Genomic DNA, 18,446 nt, shown 5'->3' with positions numbered 1-18,446 from the left:
AATTTATAAATAGGGAGAGGGGGATTTATTATTGAAGGGGAGGGGGTTGATATGGAAGCGCTTACCATTAAGAAAGTCATAGGGAAGCATGTTTACGGCGAGCTCTACGAGTGCGACCCAGGGATTTTAATGAATGAGGAAGATTTAGTAGAAATAGTTAGGAAGGCAGCTGAAATAGGTGGTTTCACATTACTTGATGTAAAGGCGTGGAAGATCAACCCTGGTGTAAGCGTCGTTGGCATAGTGTTGGAGAGCCATATAAGTATTCATACGTGGCCCGAATTCGCTTTTGCCACAGTAGATGTATATACTTGTGGCAATAAAGGCGACCCGGTTAAAGCATACAAGTATATTGTTCACGCTTTAAAAGCCAAAAGGCATACATTGAGAGTGGCGAGTAGGGACTACGAGGATAATTAATGATTGAAACAGATGTATGCGTAATTGGTGCTGGCCCAGCTGGGTTGAGCCCTCTTGTTTTTATTGGGAGCAGGGATGTAGTTGTTTTCGAGGAACATAGGCAACCCGGGATCCCTAAGCATTGTAGCGGGCTAATAGGGATTGAGACACTCAGGTTAATGAGGAGTTATGTGGGCGATATTACTGATGCATCCTATAATACAATATTATTCCACGCTTTTAACCGAGTATACGAGGTATCCTACAGGGATAAATTCGTATTCCACATTAACAGACCACTGCTAGAAGAGAAGCTTGCCTCACTCGTCGAGGGAAAGGGACATAGAATACTTTATGCTTCCACAGCTAAACCGGTAGGAATCAATACCATATCTATTGGAAGTGTTGAATACCAGTGTAATATAATACTTGTAGCCGAGGGAACTGGTGGGAGGTTTAGACGTTTTTTCGTAAATCCCTATCCTGGATTTATTATTGGAATCCAGTACTTGTCTAGGGTTGAAAATATTGATGTTGATACTATATATATAAGCTATTCGGAATTCACACCTGGCTTTTTCTCATGGATTATACCATTGGATAAAGATACAGCTATAATAGGAGGGGGATTCGATGAACCCCGCGTAGAAATAATTGAGAAAGCACTTAAGCGTATAACCACTGTCTACGGGGTAAAACGAGGAGAAGTGATCGAGAAATTCGGTGGGATAATACCAAGGGACAAGCCACTACTGGATCCGGTCTATGCTGGTAGAATAGTGTTCCACGGGGATAGTGTCCCATTGACTAAACCATATACGGGGGGTGGACTCCACTATATTTTTAAATTATCAAAATACCTGGGCGAAGCCATAGATAACAATAGTCTTAGTAGTTATAAGGGAATTTACCATAGTGCTGTTCATAAATTACTTCTGGAGCATCAAGCTTTAAGCATACTTAGAAAGATATCGATGAAAATACCAGTACCCTTCATAACAGGTTTAAATAAGATAGGGTTCTTCATGCCAAGCGACTACGATAAGCACTATGTGCTTATATTTAAAACCATACCACTAATACTGGGCGGCTTACTCCCCTTCCTAGCTAGTCCTCTAAGAGATCATGGAATACATAGAAATTCGTAAACAAGTGTTCCCAACCTAGGCAAGGTGTTCCAAGGTGATATAATCCACAATACCCGGGATGCTGCGAATCCTCCTGGCCTCCCTGAGTTTAATCTCCGCATAGTATTCCAGCAAGTCCCTCGGGAATATGGGCCTCAAGTACTCATTATCGCTGATAAGGTATTCAACAGCCTCCTCTAGACTCCTTGGAAGCCTCCTTAGTTTTCCCTCCCGTTTCTCATATACATTATAGTTGAGTGGGTCTCCTGGATCTATTTTCCTCTTTACCCCGTCGAGTCCGGCTAATATTATAGCTGATAAACCTAGGTAGGGATTCATAGAGGCATCAGGTGTTCTTATTTCAATCCTCCCGCCATTAAGAGGTATCCTTACCATAGTGGAGCGGTTGCCTATACCCCATGACACATATACAGGTGCCTCAAATCCCTCTATAAGTCTTCTATAACTATTAGTTGATGGGTTGGTAAACGCGGTAAGGCTCTCCGCATGTTCTAGTATACCCCCGATAAAGTATCTCCCAATATTACTTAACTCGCCTCCATCAAAGAAGAGGTCCCTATCGCCACTCCACAGGCTAACATGTATATGGAGCCCGCTACCGTAGTCATCCATAAATGGCTTGGGTAGGAAAACACTAGTTAATCCATATGAACGCAATACTTCCCTGATTGAAGCTATAGCCAGCAGTATATCATCCCCTAAGCCAACAAGGCTACTGGGGGCTAGAGATATCTCGTACTGGTTTGAAAAACCATTCTCCCTGTGAATCTTCGATAGTGTAACAGCGTCACCATTAAGCACGTTAATTAACTCCGTGAAAGGCTCCTCCATAGTTAGAGACACGTTTAAGGCGTAATAGCTTCTCCCAAGCTTTTCGATACTGTTCCTGCTAATATTTCTGACTAGCAAGTATTGTTTTTCCCTTCCAAGCCTATACTCTATATTCTCCACAACATAGAATTCTAGCTCGCAGCCAACCCTGGATATATAACCTTCGTTATGAAGCTCATCAGTGAGTTTGTCAGCGATCAACCTGGGATCCCATGGATGCTCTCTCCCATCATGCATTACTATTTTCCCAGGTACCCAATACCCCTTGTTAAACCTTGATAAATCAATTATCTTCGATGAAGCCGGCTTAACATAGAGATCGCTCTTCTCTATTGAGCTATACCCGGGTATGCTTGAGCCATCGACACCAACCATGATTCCCTCAAGAATCTCAGGCTTGCCACTTATTGATATCGATACCCTACGGTGGGCCCCGGTAACGTCAGTGAATAGTATATGGAGTGTGGTCTTATACATATTCCCACTAGATGCGTAAATTCTATGAATAAGTTTTTAAACTGTTTTCTAGATCAATGAAAAATATACATAGGGATAACGAGGGTTATTGTATGAATTCTAAAATTATAGACGATATAGACAAGAAGATCCTGAACATTTTACAGGAAGACAGTCGTCAATCCCTTAAGTCTATCGCTGAGAAACTGGGTAGACCTGTTTCAACAATACATGAGAGAATCAGGAGACTACTTGAGAAAGGTGTTTTGAGAAAGTATACCGTGCTAATAGACTATGAGAAACTCGGCTACACGGTTAAGGCACTTGTATTAATGAACGTGGATGGCAAGCACATTATAGATGTTGAGAGATATATATCCCAACACCCTAACGTGCTCACAGTATATGATATAACTGGGGAATTCGATGTAGCCGTTATAGCTGTTTTCAAGGAAATAAGGGAGCTCGACAGCTTCATTAAATGGGTATTACAAAACCCCTACGTGAAGCAGACGCGTACAAGCATAGTGTTTAGGACTATAAAGGAGAACATACATTTACCGCTGGATTAATCCTTTGCCACTATGGAGAAAAATATTGATGTTGAAAGGCATTTAAGGGATTTATACCGGTGACTCAGCGAAAACATCTCTCCGGTATACCAGAGGTTTAAAAGTGGTACTACCATACGCGTCGACAACTCTAGCAATTATCAATTGGTGATCACCGGTTTGCACCTCATTAATATATTCACATTCAATCGTAAGTGGAGAATTGGGTAGTATAGGTGCCACTATTCTCTTTGCCCTCAACGGCTTCACACCAAGCAATGCAAACTTATCAGCGTTTCTACCACTCAGTGAACCAAATACATCCACAACCTTCTCCTCCATTCCGCTGGTCACAGGATGAATAGCAAAGCCCCTGTATTTCTTGATTAATTGATAGGTGAATCTCTTCTGCGATATAGATACAGCTAATAACGGTGGATCCCATGATACCCTGGTAAGCCATGCAGCCACCATGCCACCACGTTCACTAGGTTTATCCGGGTCTCCGGCTGTAACTATAACTAGTGGATGCGGGATTAAGCCCAATACACTGAGTAAATCTATAGACTCCATACCTACTATCCCCTCTTATAGGGTTTTCCAATATATCTTGGGCCTGGATTCACCTTCCTTATATGGGATTACGTTGTTTAATATCATTTTTGAATCCACAGGATTTATGAACTTTATAGTTTTATATATCATAGTATTCTATATATAGTTATATACATATGTGTTTCAATAGTTATTCCATGGATATTCCAAGTGGAAACATTAATTAATGCTGGAACAAATATTTATTATACTTGGTGTCGAAATGAATGTACCAATATCCCGGAAGCCCCGTCCTCTCAGGAAAACTGATCCATACAGGCTACTTAGAAGCGATGGTACCCCCAATTTTGATGACAATATCTTCAAGGTAGAGAAGGAGCTTTACTTTATTGCTAGAAGAGAGCCCAGGACAGTCTCTCCCTCAACCGTGATAAGGCGGGCCCTTGAGGAGATGTCTACATATGGGAGAAGCCTCCTTGTTTCACTAAGTGATAGGAGGCTTCACGGTTTACTCACCCTTGGAGACTTAATTAGTTATCTCGGTGGTGGAGAATACTTCAAGATCGTTGCCAACAGGCATAAATATAATATCTACTCAGCCCTTGAGAAGGAAATTGTTGAGACCATAATGGTGAAAAACCCTATTAGCTTATACGTTGACGATACATTAATCAACGTGCTTGAAGCAATGATCGTGCACGGCATAGGCGTTATCCCCATATTGAATAGGGATAACACTATCTACGGCATCATCACTGAACATGATCTCGTTAAATACCTCTACGGCATCATCAAGACCGGTTTAAAAGCCAGGGAAGCTATGTCAACACCGGTTTTAACAATAAGTATCAATTCAACACTAGGAAAAGCACTGGAAACCATGGGTACCCATGGGTTTAGAAGACTGCCCGTGACAAGCGGCAACACTGTGGTGGGCATTCTGACTGCAATGGATATAGTCAAATACTTCGGGAGTCATAGAGTATACGGAGACACCAGTACCGGGGATATAAGGGAGGTGCACTCTAGGAAAATCGAGGACTTGATGACAAGCTCCCTAGTAACTGTGAAGCCCGATGATGATCTAGCAGTAGCGATACAGGAAATTATAGATAAAGGGGTCAGCTCTGCACTCGTTGTTGACGATGAAGGAGTACTCCAGGGAATAATCACGGAGAGAGATGTATTATACGCCTTAACAATAGCGGGGTACAGGGCTGGTTAGCATATGAGCCTAGACGAGTTTATTGAGAAGACGCCGGCAACCCTGGATAAAAACGACTCGCTCATAAATTATGTAAGACTCCTTAAGAAAACAGGAAACGATAAGGCAATAATACTGGAGAATAAGAGGGTTAATGAAAAGTATGTTAAAAACATTGCAGGAGTAGTCTCAAGTAGAGACATAGTGGGGAAAATAGCCACTGAGAGGCTCAGACTCTCATCACCTGGCAGGCTAAGAGTATCGGGCTTCATGAGTATACAGCCATTAATAGCTAGACTAGATACACCTTTAAGCGATATAGTGAAAACCATGGCCTCGAAATCCATCGGGATACTGCCTATTGTAGGCAACGAAGGACTAGAGGGAGCTATCTACAGGTGGAGCCTGTTAAAGCTGGCCGAGTCCATTACAGACCCGGTTTCGAAAATTGTGAAGAAGGACTACTTGAAGATCAGGGCAGACGATAGTCTCTTGATGCTTAGGCAGGGCATGTTGAACCGTGATGAAAGCTTCGCGGTAGTGGTGGGCGAGGATGGTAAGCCTATTGGGTACATAACCATAATGGATCTAGCATATGCCTTCACAACATTCATTGAGAACATTCCTGAGAAACATAGAAAGGAGAGGATAGAGGAGCTAGTGGTAAGGAACTACTATAAAAGAAGCCTGCCAGTGGTGAGCGAGGAAGCCGAGATATATAAGGCGGCACGAATACTTTACGAGGAGAAGACACGCGGCGTATTAGTATTAAATAATGAGGGTAAGGTGAGCGGCATAGTAAGAGAACATGATTTAATAGGTTATCTAGCCTTAAAAATCCTGGGTATAACAAGATGAGCAGTGAGCAGAAATTCATCGTAGACGCTATGCTAGGCTCCCTGGCGAGATGGCTTAGAATACTAGGCTATGACACTGTTTACGGGAATAAAATGGAGGATTGGCTAATACTTAGGAGGGCGGAGCTAGAGGGTAGGATAATACTTACAAGAGATAGAAGCCTACATCATAAAGCATTGAAGAGGGGGTTGAAAAGTATTCTTCTGCAGGATGAGGACCTAGCTACCATGCTGGCCAGGATAGCGGGGTTAACAGGCATAAGACTCTACGTGGACTATGAGAAGACAAGGTGCCCCGAAGACAATACACCCTTAAGGAAAACAGATAAGAGTGAAGTAAGGGATAAGGTTCCTCCAAGAGTATACAGTATACATGAAGACTTCTGGATTTGCCCACGCTGTGGTAAAGTATATTGGGTAGGAAACCACTGGAGAATGATTGAGACGATACTGAGTGATGCAAGGAAGAAACTGGGCATGTTTCAAAAACAATTTGAGAAGGGGATGATTAGTGAACCCAGTGCACCCTTCAGAGTTAACCTTTGAGGAAGGGGTTCTCCTAGTTAAGATAGCGAGGAAAGCAATAGAGGCATATGTGACAAAGGGTGAGCACGTAGATGCTGCTAACTATGCTGTAATTAGTGAAAAACTAAGAAGGCCAGGCATGACCTTCACCACTATAGAGAGGATTGATGCGACCGGAAGAACGTCTCTCCGGGGATGCATAGGATTCCTGGCTCCTGTGTATAGTTTAATAGAGTCAACCATTGAATCGGCTATTGAGGCAGCCGTAAATGATCCACGCTTCCCCCCACTTAGCCCGGATGAGCTAGGGGAGATAATAGTAGAGGTAACAGTGCTTTCCAACCCTGTATCAGTAGTTGTAGAGGATAGGTGGCAAATACCATCAATGATCATTATCGGGAAACATGGATTGGTAGCAGAGAAAGGTTGGTTTAAGGGAACGCTACTCCCAGTTGTACCGGTGGAGTACTGCTGGGATGAAGAGACATTCCTCGCAGAAACATGCCTGAAAGCAGGGTTGAGGCCTGACTGCTGGCTTGATAAATCAACGAAAATATATATTTACGAAGGCAGAGTATTCAGAGAGAAAGCACCAAGTGGAGAAATATACGAGAGAGACATGTATAACGAGTATGAGGCCTCATGCAAGAAACCCGGGGATGCCCGGCCGTCTTGATATTTTTGAAACAAGGATCAGGCTGGAACGATTTTCATGAATACTTTTCAAATAACCAAATCTTATAATAATACGCTATCCACGTGCTTGAGACAAAAATAACCAAACCGAATAACAGGGTATCGCATATTTAACTCGTGGATTTAAATGCTTTTGAATTTTCTGTTGGCGATGAACCGTAGTACAGTGAGGTATCTATCCATAGATGGGGGCCCTCTAAGCGAGGCAGGAGCCCTAAGGCGCGACCATGAACATAATATAAAGTGATTAGAGTGAACACCTAGGGAGAAACGGTTAATGCTTCATCAATCAACCGGATAATCTAGGAGAAGCCTAAGAAATAATGTGAATCACTCGATAATTATAATTAAAAGTATTGGTTAAATTCGCTTTGAACTCGTACTCCTGGGTTCATGGGTCTCTAGCCGGATGGGAGCAATCGCGGCACCGGATACCTGTCTTTTGAATGCTACATGCTATGATGTTTTATCCAGCCATAAGGAAATACTGGTTGAGTTAACAGTAGTTTAAACCAGGTGTCAAGATGGATAACCACCACGTACTAATTGATCAGGTATATTATGAAAATCTATTCTCAAATACACTGTTTACAAGCGAGTCCTTTTAAGCTTCGACGAGACAGATTATTTAAATGGTGCCGGATTTGAAGCATATCTCCATTGAGGATTTATTAGCGATACCATTTGATGTCGTAGCTAGATCGATAGCGGATTTTATTGAGAAATATTTCAATGATTCCGGAGCAAAGAAAGCCATTATTGGTTTAAGCGGTGGACTTGACTCGTCTGTAACACTGAAGCTACTTGTTGACGCGGTTGGATCGGACCGGGTTATCGGAGTCATAATGCCTGATACAAGGGTGACACCTACCGAAGACGTAGATGATGCAGTGGAATTATCAAGGGATCTCAGCGTGGAATACATGATCATACCAATCGATAACGTAGTCGACTCTTATAGAGTTATACCAGGCTTCGATGTAAACGAGAAATTAAGCACCGGGAATCTAAGAGCCAGGATTAGGATGAATATTTTATACTATTTAGCAAACAAGTTGAATGGTGTGGTGATCGGCACAGGGGATAGAAGCGAAATTCTCCTAGGGTACTTCACAAAATACGGTGATGGAGGCGTGGACGTATTGCCCATTGCATGCCTATACAAGACACAGGTCAGGGAGATGGGTAGGTATCTTGGGCTACCTGTAAGAATAACCAGTAAGCCGAGCTCACCGAGACTATGGAGGGATCATCTGGCTGAAGAGGAGCTTGGCTTATCATATAACATGGTAGACCTAGTATTCTACTCGTTAATCGATAAGGGATTAAGCATGGAAGAAGCCGTTGATGCAACCGGCCTACCCCTAAACGTGTTTGAAAAAGTTCTAACGCTACATAGGAGGAGCCGGCATAAGAGGAGGTTACCGCCCATACCTAGTCTACCATGGCTTCCCCAACCAATTAGAGAGATCTAACCTTAATGATTACATCGAGAAAGGATTGTTTAACCTCTATGTAAGGGTTTTCGAACACTAGTCTTGCATTTAATGGATGAGTGCTTAGACTTATTATAGATCTTGTGTTCTCGAGCCTCACAACTACTTCGGAGCCACGGTATTTTCCAATACCCGTAGATATTGTGATGTCCCGCTGCATTCCACGGATATCTATTGAGTTAACAGTCCCAGTTAATTCGACCCCGTTGTCTACGAAAAGGATGTTTTCCTCTAATAAGACCCTTGGATCAGTATCAGCTGTGAGAACCCCTTCTATTTTATCTCTAGTTAAAACTATTTCCCCGGTGAAAACTCCCTTCAAAACTATCTGGGGAGCCGAGTAGGCTCTCCCATTTACATCAACAACATCGTTCCTGAGAATAATACGGGTAGTCATGCTACCTACACCCAAAATCCCGGGATAAACTACTAAGTTCTTAGGAGTACAGAGGCTTTTAATCATATATAAAACAATAGTCTCCGGAGTTACACTTCGAGTTATCATTCCTCAGCCTTTAACCACCTTAGCCGCTAGGTATGATACCGCACCGTATAATGCTCCACTTAACGCTATGGCCGCTATAACCACTACTGCCTCGTTAACTGGGTAGATATCGCCGAATAATAGGGCGTCTAGAATAAATGCTGGTACCGCTGGTAAAGCCCCTGCTAGGCATGCCTGTAGCAACCCATACCTTCTATATATAAAGGCTGCATATGATGCCTCGCTAAATACTCCCTGAGCTATACCATATATAGCATTCGTTAACCCGCCTGGAGTAGGTATTATTGATTCTAGTAATGCTGGAAGGAACTCGCCTAGTAACGCGCTTCCTGGTTTACGGATTAGAGATGCCGCCAGGGGAGCTGGCATAAACCATAATCCATACGTGATTAATCTAGCCACGATGGGCCCACCAATGGCTTTTATGAGATAATATACATCCCACCATACGTAGAAGAGGACGCTATATATAGCTGCGATAACGCCGAGTAATAATATATCCACTATTGTATATTTTTTCACTGCCTGATCCATCTATATCACCATGTATCGATATTTATATCATGGTTATTAAATATTCAATTACTATGTTATCAAAAACCAATCATATAAAGCAACTACATGAGGTATTTAAAAATGATAACGCTATTGTAGAGCACACGGGGCGTGTACGATGTTCTTCAGCGATGCACACCTACATTCAAACCCTGTTAAAGGCCTTGGGGCTGGCAGGATCTCAGCAAAGTTCCGCAAGGAGGGTGGCTGGTTTATGGCACTCGTCGCTCTTCCCCCATATCACTATGGCATAAAGGAGATCAATATAGAGTCATATAGAAGAGTACTTGAGATATTAGACAGGGAGGCGAAGGCAGCGGTTGAGAACGGGGTGAAAATAGTTAGACTTATGGGTTTCCACCCTGCTGAAGTAGATGAATACTATAGGCAAGGCATTAAAGGCAGACGCCTCTACGAGCTTGCTGAGAAGGTTTTAAACCTGATAGAGGATGCCTTGAAGAATGGTCTTCTCGACGGGATCGGTGAAGTCGGTAGGCAACACTATGGGACAAGCGTGGAGAGAGTTGTTGTCTCCGAGGCAATAATGATTAGGGCACTAGAAATAGCTAGAAACTATGATGCAGTGGTGCATCTACATTTAGAGCAAGGTGGGTGGATCACAGCATACTCCATTAGGAAGCTGAGGGACTTAATAGGGTTTAAACACAGTAAGATAATACTCCACCACTCAGCAATAGACACGGCTGTATCGGCTGAGGAACTCGGGCTAGGATACACTATACCCATAAAGAGCTTTAATAAGGAAGCTGTCTCCCTGAAGCTTTCCAACGCCATGATAGAATCGGACTTTATAGATGACCCAGGAAGACCCGGTGTGGCATCATATCCCTGGGAAATACCTAGAGTCATAAGAAATTACTTGGAGGATAACCTGGTTGATGAGGAGTATGTTTATAGAGTAATGGTTGACAACATATCGAGATACTATGGTGTTTTACCATAAGAGGAGACGAACACTTCAAGGGAAACTAGGTGAGGAAGATGAACTGTGAAATATGCGGTGAGAAGGAGGCATTGTATAAGTGCAAGCTCTGTGGTAGAAGAGTGTGTGAGGATGACTTTGACTCGGCGAAGAAGACATGTAAAATATGCAGTGAGGCATTATGCGAGATTTGTGGTCAACAACTATCTATCGGGTACTGTAAGCATTGTGGAAGGATTGGTTGCGAAGACTGCCTTATACAGGTCTCTCCTGTAGAATATATCTGCAAAGACTGCGCTGCAAAGTATCATTTAAAGCTTAAGATAGATAATTGAATACCATGTGGAGGAACCGAGGGTTGCTTATGGATAAGACCGGGAAGTTTTCATGGAGCATTATGAATAGGTTTCTCTCGCTGCTTCCCTCAATGGATCCGGACCTAGTAATAGGCCCGATGCAGGGCGAAGACGCTGCCGTCATCAGGTTTAAAGACGGTTTTCTCGTGACACACGTGGACCCCATAACCACTGGAGTGAAAAAAGCCGGTTATCTAGCCGTGCACGTAGCAAGCAACGATATAGCTGTTAGAGGGGTGACCCCGAAATGGTTCATGCCAGTAGTGTTAATCCCAAGGCATTATAGTGTGGAGGAGGCGGAGGAATTGTTCAGTGATATGGGGAAAGCACTAAGCGAGATACATGGTGTAGCTATAGGGGGTCATACAGAGGTCACGCCGGGATTAGATAGACCGATAATAGCGATGACCGTGATAGGGTACACTAATGGAAGGGTAATTTCCACGAGAGACGCTAGGGAAGGGGACTACGTGGTTGTAATCGGGAAGATAGGGGGTGAGGGTACAGGGGTTATTGCATGGGACTTCGGGGATAAATTACTGGGGAAAGTTCCGAGAGATGTTATCGAACATGCACGCAGCTTCATCTACGATGTAAGTATTGTTAAGACAGCTTTAGCTATAAAAGACTACGTGAACACTATGCATGATGCTACAGAGGGAGGTATATTACAAGCCCTTAGAGAAGTAGCATCCGCCAGCGGGAAAGACATCGTAGTCTTAGAAAAGGCATTCTACATCGATGAGGAGGTTAAAAGAATAACAAGCGCTGTCAACGTAGACCCGCTTAGATTACTGAGTAGTGGATGTATCGTTGCAACAGTCACTCCTGGCTACTTAGACAGCTTGTTAAATGAGTTGAAGAAGCATGGTATCAGGCACAGTGTAGTGGGACGGGTTACCAGAGGGGAGGGAAGGGTCATAATTAAGGGAGATAGTGGGGAAACCATTACTATTATAGACTCCGATATAGTTGATGAAATTTATAAGCTGTGGAATAAATGAGTCTGAGACTTGGTGAATGCAATGAGTGCTACACCGCCCACCATCGAGGGAGTAGTTAGAGCACTTACAATGCTCTCACAAAACATTAAGTCCCAAGTCATTGAAAGACATGAATTAGACCCAAAGTCCATCACCCTAATCTCGGGGCTAAGGAAGATAGTTGATGATATTGCTATGTGGCTTGATCAAGTGGATAAAAGACTGAAGGCCGAGGATGTAAAGAGGGGGGTTACTAGGCTGGCATCATATACCTATCTTATAATAGGTAAAAACGAAATAGTGGTTATGCGGAGTAAACCGGAATATATTATTGTATCGGTAAACCCGGAGAAAAACTCGATAAGCATAAAGACAAGAAACACGGTTCTATTGATAGAGCCTGGTAGAATATACATGCGTGTAAAAGGGGTGAGTGTCGAGATCGATCCATTAAAGGCAGAGGATTATATATCAAAGAGAGATGAACTAGTAAATACCCTAAGAGTACTCGGAAAAAACATAGACCTTAAAGTATCACAGTTAATTGAACAGTATGTAAGTAAAAAAGCCGGTTAGCCGCTCTTTACGCTTTCTCCCTCTGGAACAATAGCCTTCGGCAGCTCCGCAAACTTCTCCTTCATCTTCTGCTCTGCTACGATCTTCGCCTCCTCTAATACCTTCTTCGCCTCGCTGTCCATACCTACTCCTATATCCGTGGTTAGGTCTACGATTCCAGCGCCTACAGCTGTCTCTAGTTCCCTCACAGCGTACTGTAGGTCGATCCATATGTCTGGTGCCACACCCCTCAATATATTTACTGCTTCCTTCATAACGCCGAGTACCGGTGCAACCTCGTTCACAGCACCACCGTATATTATGAATGTCTCGAGCTTTAATGCGGCATGCTCTAATGCATATTGTACGGTGAGTAATTGCTTACTGACCTTCCTTATTTCAGCTACTTCCTTGGCATACATTTTAGCCCTTAACTCATCTTTCTTTGTAAGTGATTCAACTATCATCTCAAATAATTCACGGTCTCTTTCAGAGAGTTTTTCAAGGTAGTTGTTTATCCTACCTATCGCAGTCTTTATTCTGTACTGGGCGATTATAGCCTTCTTCTCAACGGGGTCCTTATCATTTGTGAACAATTTTCTTAATTTCTCCCCAACGGTTTCCTCTCTTCTATAGCTCATAGGTTTTCCCCGCTATGCTTATGCATAAATGTTTATTTTTAAACCCTCGACCCCCTACGACAAAAAGGTTCGTTTGATTTCCCCGGTGAAAACATTTATAAACAATGCATTCCTAGTGTTCTACTAGTTTTCTATGTTAGAGAGTGGTCTCCGTGTCTACGGAAGAGTTGAAGAAATATATCACATGCTGGAGTAATTGTAGCCTAAGACACATAGAAGCACTCGCGATGATCGGGGTTGTGATAAAGGTTGACATCCTGGACTGCGATAAAAAAGGTTTTAAGAAGCTCGTTGCAACATTAATTGATGGAAGTAAAATTGACTCCTCCTGCTTCTACAGTGAGGAAGTGGAGCAGTCGCTTAGAATAATCAATATATATATAGGTTTCGCGAGATCCAGAGGTTCCTTAGGAAAGCTGACCATAGTTGATTCAACCATGCATGCCCCATAACCAGCCTTCACCAATTATTGAATTTAAGGATTTAAGGCTCAAATGAATTAATTTATCTCGTGATGAATGGTATTACCGGTGAGCCAGGCGATGAACGGGCCCCGAAGCTGATGGCTCTAGAATCCTTCAACACACAATGAAATCATCTTCATTCTTGTATGATATATAACCTCTCATTCATGACTCCATCAATTAGGTGTTGAAGCGCTTTAAAAGCATTCCTATACGCGTTACAGCCGATGGGGGACACTCCTACCCCGACAAACCCTATGCTTGTTAACTCATTAACTAGGGACCCGAGTTCCTTACCTCCAACAATAGTTACTAATCCAGTTGCTTTCTCAACAAGTAGTCCCCCATACTTCTCTGCCGCCCTATGAATCGAGCTATACAGTGAGTTATACACTATGTATGCATCGTAACCGCTGGAGAATAATGGTAGCTGTATCGATGCAACCCAGTACTCGTCTCTACCCCCTGCTTCTTCCTCGAACACGAATCTATGGCCTTTACTGAAATATATTGATGCACCCAGTAAAGCCGTTAATGGGTTTGAAGCCGTCACAGAGGCTATCTGAACCCCGTGTATGGTCTCCTTATCTAGTTCAATTAATAATTCCCTATGTATGTCCTCACCTATCCCATTAGTTAACGCAATATACTCGCCGGTATCGAGGTTGAACACTATTCCTCCATAGGGTTGGAGAACCCTGTTAATAATGGAGTGAACACTACTACTATATTCTAATAGGCGACGGGTTTTCTCGGAATACTTCTTATTGTTGAGGTACCTATGGAGCTCTCTGAGTTTTATAATAGTGTATCGAGGCATGACGTGCTCTCCTGTACGCTAGCTAAATTAATATAAATAGGGAGTCGAATTATTAAAATGGTGCTTTAGTATGGGAGGTATATTCGGCGTAATATGCAGCACCACTATACCTGGGGGACTCATAGTTACTGGGCTACGAAGACTCCTTTATAGAGGATACGATGGCGCCGGTGTTGCATTCCTCGTAGACAAGGGGCTTGAGATTAGGAAAGCCCCAGGACACTTGAACAATGTGGTTAAGCAAGTAGACCTGGAAAACATACCCTCCCGCATAGCGTTGGCCCACACCAGGTATGCGAGCCGTGGCTGGCCAGTTTATGAAAATACTCATCCATTAACCGATTGCAACGGGAGAATAGCTGTTGTTGGAGATGGCATAATAGACAATTATGAGGCATATAGGACAGGGCTTGAAAAAGAAGGGCATATATTAAGATCGAGAACCGATACAGAGATCGCGGTGCACCTCCTCGAGAAATACTATACTATGGAGAAGGACCTACTAAGAGCTTTACTAAGGGTAGGTAGCGAGTTGAAGGGCCTATACTCATTAGCATTCCTCGTCTCCGGGGTGGATGGTATATTATTTATTCAGAACGGCCAGCCCCTGGTCATAGGGATCGGTTCTCAATGCGTGTACCTCTCCAGTGATCTAACATCGCTTCACGGATTAGCAGACACAGCATACATTATTGATGATGGAATGGCTGGATTAATCAGCTTAGAGAAACAAGCATTATATAGGATCTCGACAGGAGAACACGTGGATTTAGCTAGTCTACAGAGTAAGCATGTTAAATATGGCATTGAATACGTGGAAAAAGCCGGCTTCCCGCACTACATGCTGAAGGAGATATATGAGACCCCGGACGCTATCTATAGGACAACCATTACAATAATGGATAAATACCTAAGACTAGCCTCGATGATCATACATGGCGCTAGAGACGTCTATATAGTTGCGAACGGTTCAAGCCTCCATGCAGGATTAGTTGCCTCATACTATTTCGCCGAGCTAGCCGGTGTCTCCATCACACCTGTCTCAGCGGCTGAGTTCCCCTACTCTATACTAGAATCCATAACCACGGGCTCTGTTCTTATAGCGGTGAGCCAGAGTGGTGAGACGAGTGATGTAATAAATAGCGTTAAACTAGCTAAGCAACGAGGAGCCGTTATTGTAGGGGTCACTAACAATGTTGGTTCACGCCTTGCGTTAGAATCAAACGTGTATCTACCAATAGGGGCAGGCCCCGAGATCGCTGTGCCGGCCACTAAGTCTTTCTCCGCGACAATAGCTGCATTATTACTACTGGCATCATACACTGGGATATTTAATGGAAGGCAGAGCTTCAACGATTATAATACGATAATTAACGAGATTAGGAACACAAGTAAAGAGCTTAAGGAATTAATTACAAGGCTTGACTCCAGGATTACATCGATAGTGGATTCCCTCCCATTATTCTATAATGTATACGTGGCCGGAAGCGGCATCACATACCCTATAGCGCTGGAGGGTGCATTGAAGCTTAAGGAGGCAGCCTTAATACATGCAGAAGGGATGCAACTAGGTGAATTGAGACACGGCCCTCTTACCCTGGTATCCCGTGAATTCCCAGTGATACTAATCGAGCCCTTTGAAGAATCAGCGAGACAACTCTATTTGAAAGTTGTAAAAGAGGTCCTCAACCGTGAAGCCATGTTGTTCTCCATCAATATCGATGATGCCTCGTGTAAAAATATATGTGTGGAAGTGCCGGGTAAAAAATACCTATACCCTATTATAGCGACGATACCGCTTCAATTGTTCTCATACAGGATCGGCGTGAAGCTTGGAAGACCGATAGATCACCCACCAGGGCTGGCAAAGGCTATAACGACATAACTTTAATACTCCTTTCAATGCTCTCTCTTATTAATCGATGAAGGCAATGAGGTATCCTAGTCCAGGTTGAATAGTGATGAGGAATCTCCGGGACCGAGCCAGAATTTGAATAGGGTGGTTGAAATGAGCGCCAAACTAGATCCATGGGGTCACTACGCTATAGAGGATTATAGGAAACTACTGGAGGAATTCGGTATTAGCCCGGTCGATAAGATCCTAGGACTACTACCCCATAAACACAAGTACTTCGAGAGACTAGTCATATTCGGACACAGGGATTTCGACGTATGGCTTGAAGCACTTAAACGCGGTGAAAAAGTGGCTGTGCTTACAGGGTTCATGCCTAGCGGAAGACCCCACCTTGGGACAGCGATGGTTTACGAGGAATTAAGGTTCCTTCAATCCCTTGGAGCACATATAAAAATAGCTATAGCGGATGCCGAAGCATATATTGTGAGAAGAGAGGATAGGAGTGAGGTAATAAGAAGAGGGATGGAATTTGTAGCCCACTCTATTGCATGGGGGATAAACCCGGATAACGCGGAATTCTACTATCAGACAGCTATGGATAGTGAATACTATAGACTCATACAATTATTCTCTAGGAAGATTACTATGGCTGAAATGGAGGCTATATACGGCGATATAAACCCTGGTAAAATAATGGCTGCACTCACACAATCGTCGGATATACTACATCTTCAACTAGATAAATATGGAGGCTACAAGTATGTAGTGGTGCCTGTTGGAGCCGATCAAGACCCACACCTGAGGTTGACAAGGGATATAGCTGATAGATTTGAGCAGGAGTTGGGGTTAAGGAGACCGAGCTCCATCTATCATAAGCTATTAAGGGGATTAGATGGAAACAAGATGAGTAAAAGCCGTCCTGAATACGCTATACACCTCGACGACGATCCAGAGATAGCGGAAAAGAAGCTTGCGAACGCGTTAACCGGTGGAAGGGCTACAGCAGAGGAGCAGAGAAGACTTGGGGGAGAGCCATGGAAGTGTAGCATATTCGAGCTCTACGTATATCATTTAATAGATGATGAAAAAGAATTGAAGGAAAGATATGATGAGTGTGTGAACGGTAAAATACTCTGTGGGCAATGCAAGCGTATAGCAGCTGAGAAGCTTAGAAAGCTACTTATAGAGCACCAGAAGAGATTCAAGGAAGTGATCGCCAGCGGAATAGTGGAAAAAATATTGAAGAAGCCGTCTTTTTAACCTACCCATAGCTCCACCGCTTCATGTTATTATGAAAGCTCTCTGAGTATTTCATCCACTACTTCCAGAGGATTAGTTGCCTTTGTTATAGCACCCCCCACCACTATGATGTCAACCCCTCTCGAAACCAGTTCTCCGACGTCTCCAGGTTTTATTCCGCCGGCTACAGCTATTTTAGCCGAGATGCTTCTCCTTAGATTCTCTATTTCCTTAAGCATATGGGCTACAGTTATACCCCTGGCTTTTTGAACACTTATACCTACATGATATAATACCACGTCCACACCCAACCTATCCAGCTCGATAGCCCTATTAACAGGAGATGGATGACTTATGAGGTCAGCCACAACTAGCTTGCCACGGGACCTAGCAGTCTCAACCGCCTCCTTGACCACCTCGTCATCAGCCACACCTAGCACTGTGAAGGCGTCGCCGCCCGCATCAAGTACTATACCGCCCTCTATAGAGGGAACATCAATGGTTTTAGTATCCACTAGTATGAAACAGTTTGTCAGGTTCTTCAATGCTTTTACAGCTATCTTGCCCCACGCCTTCAATAATGGTGTGCCTACTTCGAGCCATATATTTTTACACTGTACATGTGAGGCTATCTTGGTTGCTATGTCAACAGATTTCGTTAGCTCTGCTAGGTCAAGCGCGACTTGAAGTATTCTAGCCATGTTGCATCACATGTCTTCTTATATCCCGAGTATAAATTATATTTTCTATAAATTATATTTTCATAGATGATGTAGATGGGTCTGACCTCCCCCTGCCCTGAAGGACGGGGC

Annotated in this window: 22 protein-coding genes; 15 read left to right on the top strand and 7 right to left on the bottom strand. The window is 43.4% G+C overall.

What is annotated here, in order from left to right:
* Positions 1-51 precede the first annotated feature (51 nt).
* Both speD and QXV08_RS04375 read left to right on the top strand, forming a co-directional pair.
* Positions 52-420 carry an adenosylmethionine decarboxylase gene (gene speD / locus QXV08_RS04380; protein ID WP_342786408.1) on the top strand — a complete coding sequence of 123 codons (369 nt, stop codon included), beginning with the start codon at positions 52-54 and terminating at the stop codon, positions 418-420.
* Positions 420-1,547, top strand: coding sequence for an NAD(P)/FAD-dependent oxidoreductase (locus tag QXV08_RS04375; protein ID WP_342786407.1), 1,128 nt, complete (start codon positions 420-422; stop codon positions 1,545-1,547). Before speD ends, QXV08_RS04375 begins: the two co-directional genes overlap by 1 nt.
* A 15-nt stretch (positions 1,548-1,562) precedes the next feature.
* Here the strand turns inward: QXV08_RS04375 and QXV08_RS04370 are convergent, their stop codons facing one another.
* The gene (locus tag QXV08_RS04370) at positions 1,563-2,855 is read right to left on the bottom strand and encodes a glutamine synthetase family protein (RefSeq protein ID WP_342786406.1); all 1,293 of its coding nucleotides are present in this window, start codon (positions 2,853-2,855) and stop codon (positions 1,563-1,565) included.
* 92 nt (positions 2,856-2,947) lie between these two features.
* Between QXV08_RS04370 and QXV08_RS04365 the strand changes: the two genes are divergently transcribed.
* The gene (locus tag QXV08_RS04365) at positions 2,948-3,406 is read left to right on the top strand and encodes an Lrp/AsnC family transcriptional regulator (RefSeq protein WP_342786405.1); all 459 of its coding nucleotides are present in this window, start codon (positions 2,948-2,950) and stop codon (positions 3,404-3,406) included.
* 51 nt (positions 3,407-3,457) lie between these two features.
* Here the strand turns inward: QXV08_RS04365 and QXV08_RS04360 are convergent, their stop codons facing one another.
* Positions 3,458-3,958, bottom strand: a complete 501-nt coding sequence (locus tag QXV08_RS04360) for a flavin reductase family protein (RefSeq protein WP_342786404.1) — start codon at positions 3,956-3,958, stop codon at positions 3,458-3,460.
* Positions 3,959-4,202: 244 nt separating this feature from the next.
* Between QXV08_RS04360 and QXV08_RS04355 the strand changes: the two genes are divergently transcribed.
* The 5 genes from QXV08_RS04355 (at position 4,203) to QXV08_RS04335 (ending at position 8,697) form a co-directional block, all read left to right on the top strand.
* Entirely contained in the window at positions 4,203-5,165 is a 963-nt protein-coding gene (locus QXV08_RS04355) for a CBS domain-containing protein (RefSeq protein WP_342788173.1), read from the top strand.
* 3 nt (positions 5,166-5,168) lie between these two features.
* Complete coding sequence (locus tag QXV08_RS04350) at positions 5,169-6,002, top strand: CBS domain-containing protein (protein ID WP_342788172.1); 834 nt, start codon at positions 5,169-5,171, stop codon at positions 6,000-6,002.
* Complete coding sequence (locus QXV08_RS04345; protein WP_342786760.1) at positions 5,999-6,547, top strand: Mut7-C RNAse domain-containing protein; 549 nt, start codon at positions 5,999-6,001, stop codon at positions 6,545-6,547. Before QXV08_RS04350 ends, QXV08_RS04345 begins: the two co-directional genes overlap by 4 nt.
* Positions 6,513-7,202, top strand: coding sequence for a TIGR00296 family protein (locus QXV08_RS04340; protein WP_342786761.1), 690 nt, complete (start codon positions 6,513-6,515; stop codon positions 7,200-7,202). The genes QXV08_RS04345 and QXV08_RS04340 overlap by 35 nt, the downstream gene beginning before the upstream one ends.
* 652 nt (positions 7,203-7,854) lie before the next feature.
* Positions 7,855-8,697, top strand: coding sequence for an NAD+ synthase (locus tag QXV08_RS04335; RefSeq protein ID WP_342786762.1), 843 nt, complete (start codon positions 7,855-7,857; stop codon positions 8,695-8,697).
* Here the strand turns inward: QXV08_RS04335 and QXV08_RS04330 are convergent.
* Both QXV08_RS04330 and QXV08_RS04325 read right to left on the bottom strand, forming a co-directional pair.
* Positions 8,684-9,115, bottom strand: a complete 432-nt coding sequence (locus tag QXV08_RS04330) for a hypothetical protein (RefSeq protein WP_342786763.1) — start codon at positions 9,113-9,115, stop codon at positions 8,684-8,686. The two genes, QXV08_RS04335 and QXV08_RS04330, sit on opposite strands and share 14 nt — an antisense overlap.
* 111 nt (positions 9,116-9,226) lie before the next feature.
* Positions 9,227-9,757 (bottom strand): ECF transporter S component, encoded by a 531-nt coding sequence (locus QXV08_RS04325; protein ID WP_342786764.1) that lies wholly within the window; start codon positions 9,755-9,757, stop codon positions 9,227-9,229.
* 139 nt (positions 9,758-9,896) lie between these two features.
* On the opposite strand from QXV08_RS04325, the gene QXV08_RS04320 reads away from it, so the two are divergent.
* Genes QXV08_RS04320 through QXV08_RS04305 form a run of 4 tightly spaced genes read left to right on the top strand, consistent with a single transcriptional unit; the run spans position 9,897 to position 12,636 of the window.
* On the top strand, positions 9,897-10,742 hold the full coding sequence (locus tag QXV08_RS04320) for a TatD family hydrolase (RefSeq protein WP_342786765.1): 846 nt from the start codon (positions 9,897-9,899) through the stop codon (positions 10,740-10,742).
* A gap of 38 nt (positions 10,743-10,780) precedes the next feature.
* Positions 10,781-11,056: a hypothetical protein gene (locus QXV08_RS04315; RefSeq protein WP_342786766.1), complete on the top strand. Its 276-nt coding sequence runs from the start codon at positions 10,781-10,783 to the stop codon at positions 11,054-11,056.
* Positions 11,057-11,061: 5 nt separating this feature from the next.
* On the top strand, positions 11,062-12,081 hold the full coding sequence (locus QXV08_RS04310) for an AIR synthase family protein (protein ID WP_342788171.1): 1,020 nt from the start codon (positions 11,062-11,064) through the stop codon (positions 12,079-12,081).
* Between the two features lie 21 nt (positions 12,082-12,102).
* Positions 12,103-12,636, top strand: a complete 534-nt coding sequence (locus tag QXV08_RS04305) for a hypothetical protein (protein ID WP_342788170.1) — start codon at positions 12,103-12,105, stop codon at positions 12,634-12,636.
* On the opposite strand, the gene QXV08_RS04300 is transcribed toward QXV08_RS04305, so the two are convergent.
* The gene (locus QXV08_RS04300) at positions 12,633-13,256 is read right to left on the bottom strand and encodes a Snf7 family protein (RefSeq protein ID WP_342788169.1); all 624 of its coding nucleotides are present in this window, start codon (positions 13,254-13,256) and stop codon (positions 12,633-12,635) included. The genes QXV08_RS04305 and QXV08_RS04300 overlap by 4 nt on opposite strands.
* A 152-nt stretch (positions 13,257-13,408) precedes the next feature.
* On the opposite strand from QXV08_RS04300, the gene QXV08_RS04295 reads away from it, so the two are divergent.
* On the top strand, positions 13,409-13,708 hold the full coding sequence (locus QXV08_RS04295; RefSeq protein WP_342821419.1) for a hypothetical protein: 300 nt from the start codon (positions 13,409-13,411) through the stop codon (positions 13,706-13,708).
* A 148-nt stretch (positions 13,709-13,856) separates the two neighbouring features.
* Here QXV08_RS04295 and QXV08_RS04290 read toward each other — a convergent pair whose 3' ends face one another.
* Entirely contained in the window at positions 13,857-14,540 is a 684-nt protein-coding gene (locus QXV08_RS04290) for a GTP cyclohydrolase (RefSeq protein ID WP_342821418.1), read from the bottom strand.
* A 70-nt stretch (positions 14,541-14,610) separates the two neighbouring features.
* Between QXV08_RS04290 and glmS the strand changes: the two genes are divergently transcribed.
* On the top strand, positions 14,611-16,425 hold the full coding sequence (gene glmS / locus QXV08_RS04285; RefSeq protein ID WP_342791458.1) for a glutamine--fructose-6-phosphate transaminase (isomerizing): 1,815 nt from the start codon (positions 14,611-14,613) through the stop codon (positions 16,423-16,425).
* A 123-nt stretch (positions 16,426-16,548) separates the two neighbouring features.
* Positions 16,549-17,655 carry a tryptophan--tRNA ligase gene (locus QXV08_RS04280; protein ID WP_342788267.1) on the top strand — a complete coding sequence of 369 codons (1,107 nt, stop codon included), beginning with the start codon at positions 16,549-16,551 and terminating at the stop codon, positions 17,653-17,655.
* Positions 17,656-17,684: 29 nt separating this feature from the next.
* Here QXV08_RS04280 and QXV08_RS04275 read toward each other — a convergent pair whose 3' ends face one another.
* Positions 17,685-18,335, bottom strand: a complete 651-nt coding sequence (locus QXV08_RS04275) for an orotidine 5'-phosphate decarboxylase / HUMPS family protein (protein WP_342786529.1) — start codon at positions 18,333-18,335, stop codon at positions 17,685-17,687.
* Positions 18,336-18,446: the final 111 nt, after the last annotated feature.

It is taken from the genome of Desulfurococcus sp., from assembly GCF_038881575.1.
In the GTDB taxonomy this organism is placed as follows: domain Archaea; phylum Thermoproteota; class Thermoprotei_A; order Sulfolobales; family Desulfurococcaceae; genus Desulfurococcus.
Note: the sequence above shows the minus strand (reverse complement) of the source record. Positions and strands in the feature narration are given on the sequence as shown.

Coding starts and splice junctions, on each gene's coding strand:
- speD (WP_342786408.1), top strand. CDS start 52: ATGGAAGCGCTTACCATTAAGAAAGTCATAGGGAAGCATGTTTACGGC.
- QXV08_RS04375 (WP_342786407.1), top strand. CDS start 420: ATGATTGAAACAGATGTATGCGTAATTGGTGCTGGCCCAGCTGGGTTG.
- QXV08_RS04370 (WP_342786406.1), bottom strand. CDS start 2,855: ATGTATAAGACCACACTCCATATACTATTCACTGACGTTACCGGGGCC.
- QXV08_RS04365 (WP_342786405.1), top strand. CDS start 2,948: ATGAATTCTAAAATTATAGACGATATAGACAAGAAGATCCTGAACATT.
- QXV08_RS04360 (WP_342786404.1), bottom strand. CDS start 3,958: ATGGAGTCTATAGATTTACTCAGTGTATTGGGCTTAATCCCGCATCCA.
- QXV08_RS04355 (WP_342788173.1), top strand. CDS start 4,203: ATGAATGTACCAATATCCCGGAAGCCCCGTCCTCTCAGGAAAACTGAT.
- QXV08_RS04350 (WP_342788172.1), top strand. CDS start 5,169: ATGAGCCTAGACGAGTTTATTGAGAAGACGCCGGCAACCCTGGATAAA.
- QXV08_RS04345 (WP_342786760.1), top strand. CDS start 5,999: ATGAGCAGTGAGCAGAAATTCATCGTAGACGCTATGCTAGGCTCCCTG.
- QXV08_RS04335 (WP_342786762.1), top strand. CDS start 7,855: ATGGTGCCGGATTTGAAGCATATCTCCATTGAGGATTTATTAGCGATA.
- QXV08_RS04330 (WP_342786763.1), bottom strand. CDS start 9,115: ATGACTACCCGTATTATTCTCAGGAACGATGTTGTTGATGTAAATGGG.
- QXV08_RS04325 (WP_342786764.1), bottom strand. CDS start 9,757: ATGGATCAGGCAGTGAAAAAATATACAATAGTGGATATATTATTACTC.
- QXV08_RS04320 (WP_342786765.1), top strand. CDS start 9,897: ATGTTCTTCAGCGATGCACACCTACATTCAAACCCTGTTAAAGGCCTT.
- QXV08_RS04315 (WP_342786766.1), top strand. CDS start 10,781: ATGAACTGTGAAATATGCGGTGAGAAGGAGGCATTGTATAAGTGCAAG.
- QXV08_RS04310 (WP_342788171.1), top strand. CDS start 11,062: ATGTGGAGGAACCGAGGGTTGCTTATGGATAAGACCGGGAAGTTTTCA.
- QXV08_RS04305 (WP_342788170.1), top strand. CDS start 12,103: ATGAGTGCTACACCGCCCACCATCGAGGGAGTAGTTAGAGCACTTACA.
- QXV08_RS04300 (WP_342788169.1), bottom strand. CDS start 13,256: ATGAGCTATAGAAGAGAGGAAACCGTTGGGGAGAAATTAAGAAAATTG.
- QXV08_RS04290 (WP_342821418.1), bottom strand. CDS start 14,540: ATGCCTCGATACACTATTATAAAACTCAGAGAGCTCCATAGGTACCTC.
- glmS (WP_342791458.1), top strand. CDS start 14,611: ATGGGAGGTATATTCGGCGTAATATGCAGCACCACTATACCTGGGGGA.
- QXV08_RS04280 (WP_342788267.1), top strand. CDS start 16,549: ATGAGCGCCAAACTAGATCCATGGGGTCACTACGCTATAGAGGATTAT.
- QXV08_RS04275 (WP_342786529.1), bottom strand. CDS start 18,335: ATGGCTAGAATACTTCAAGTCGCGCTTGACCTAGCAGAGCTAACGAAA.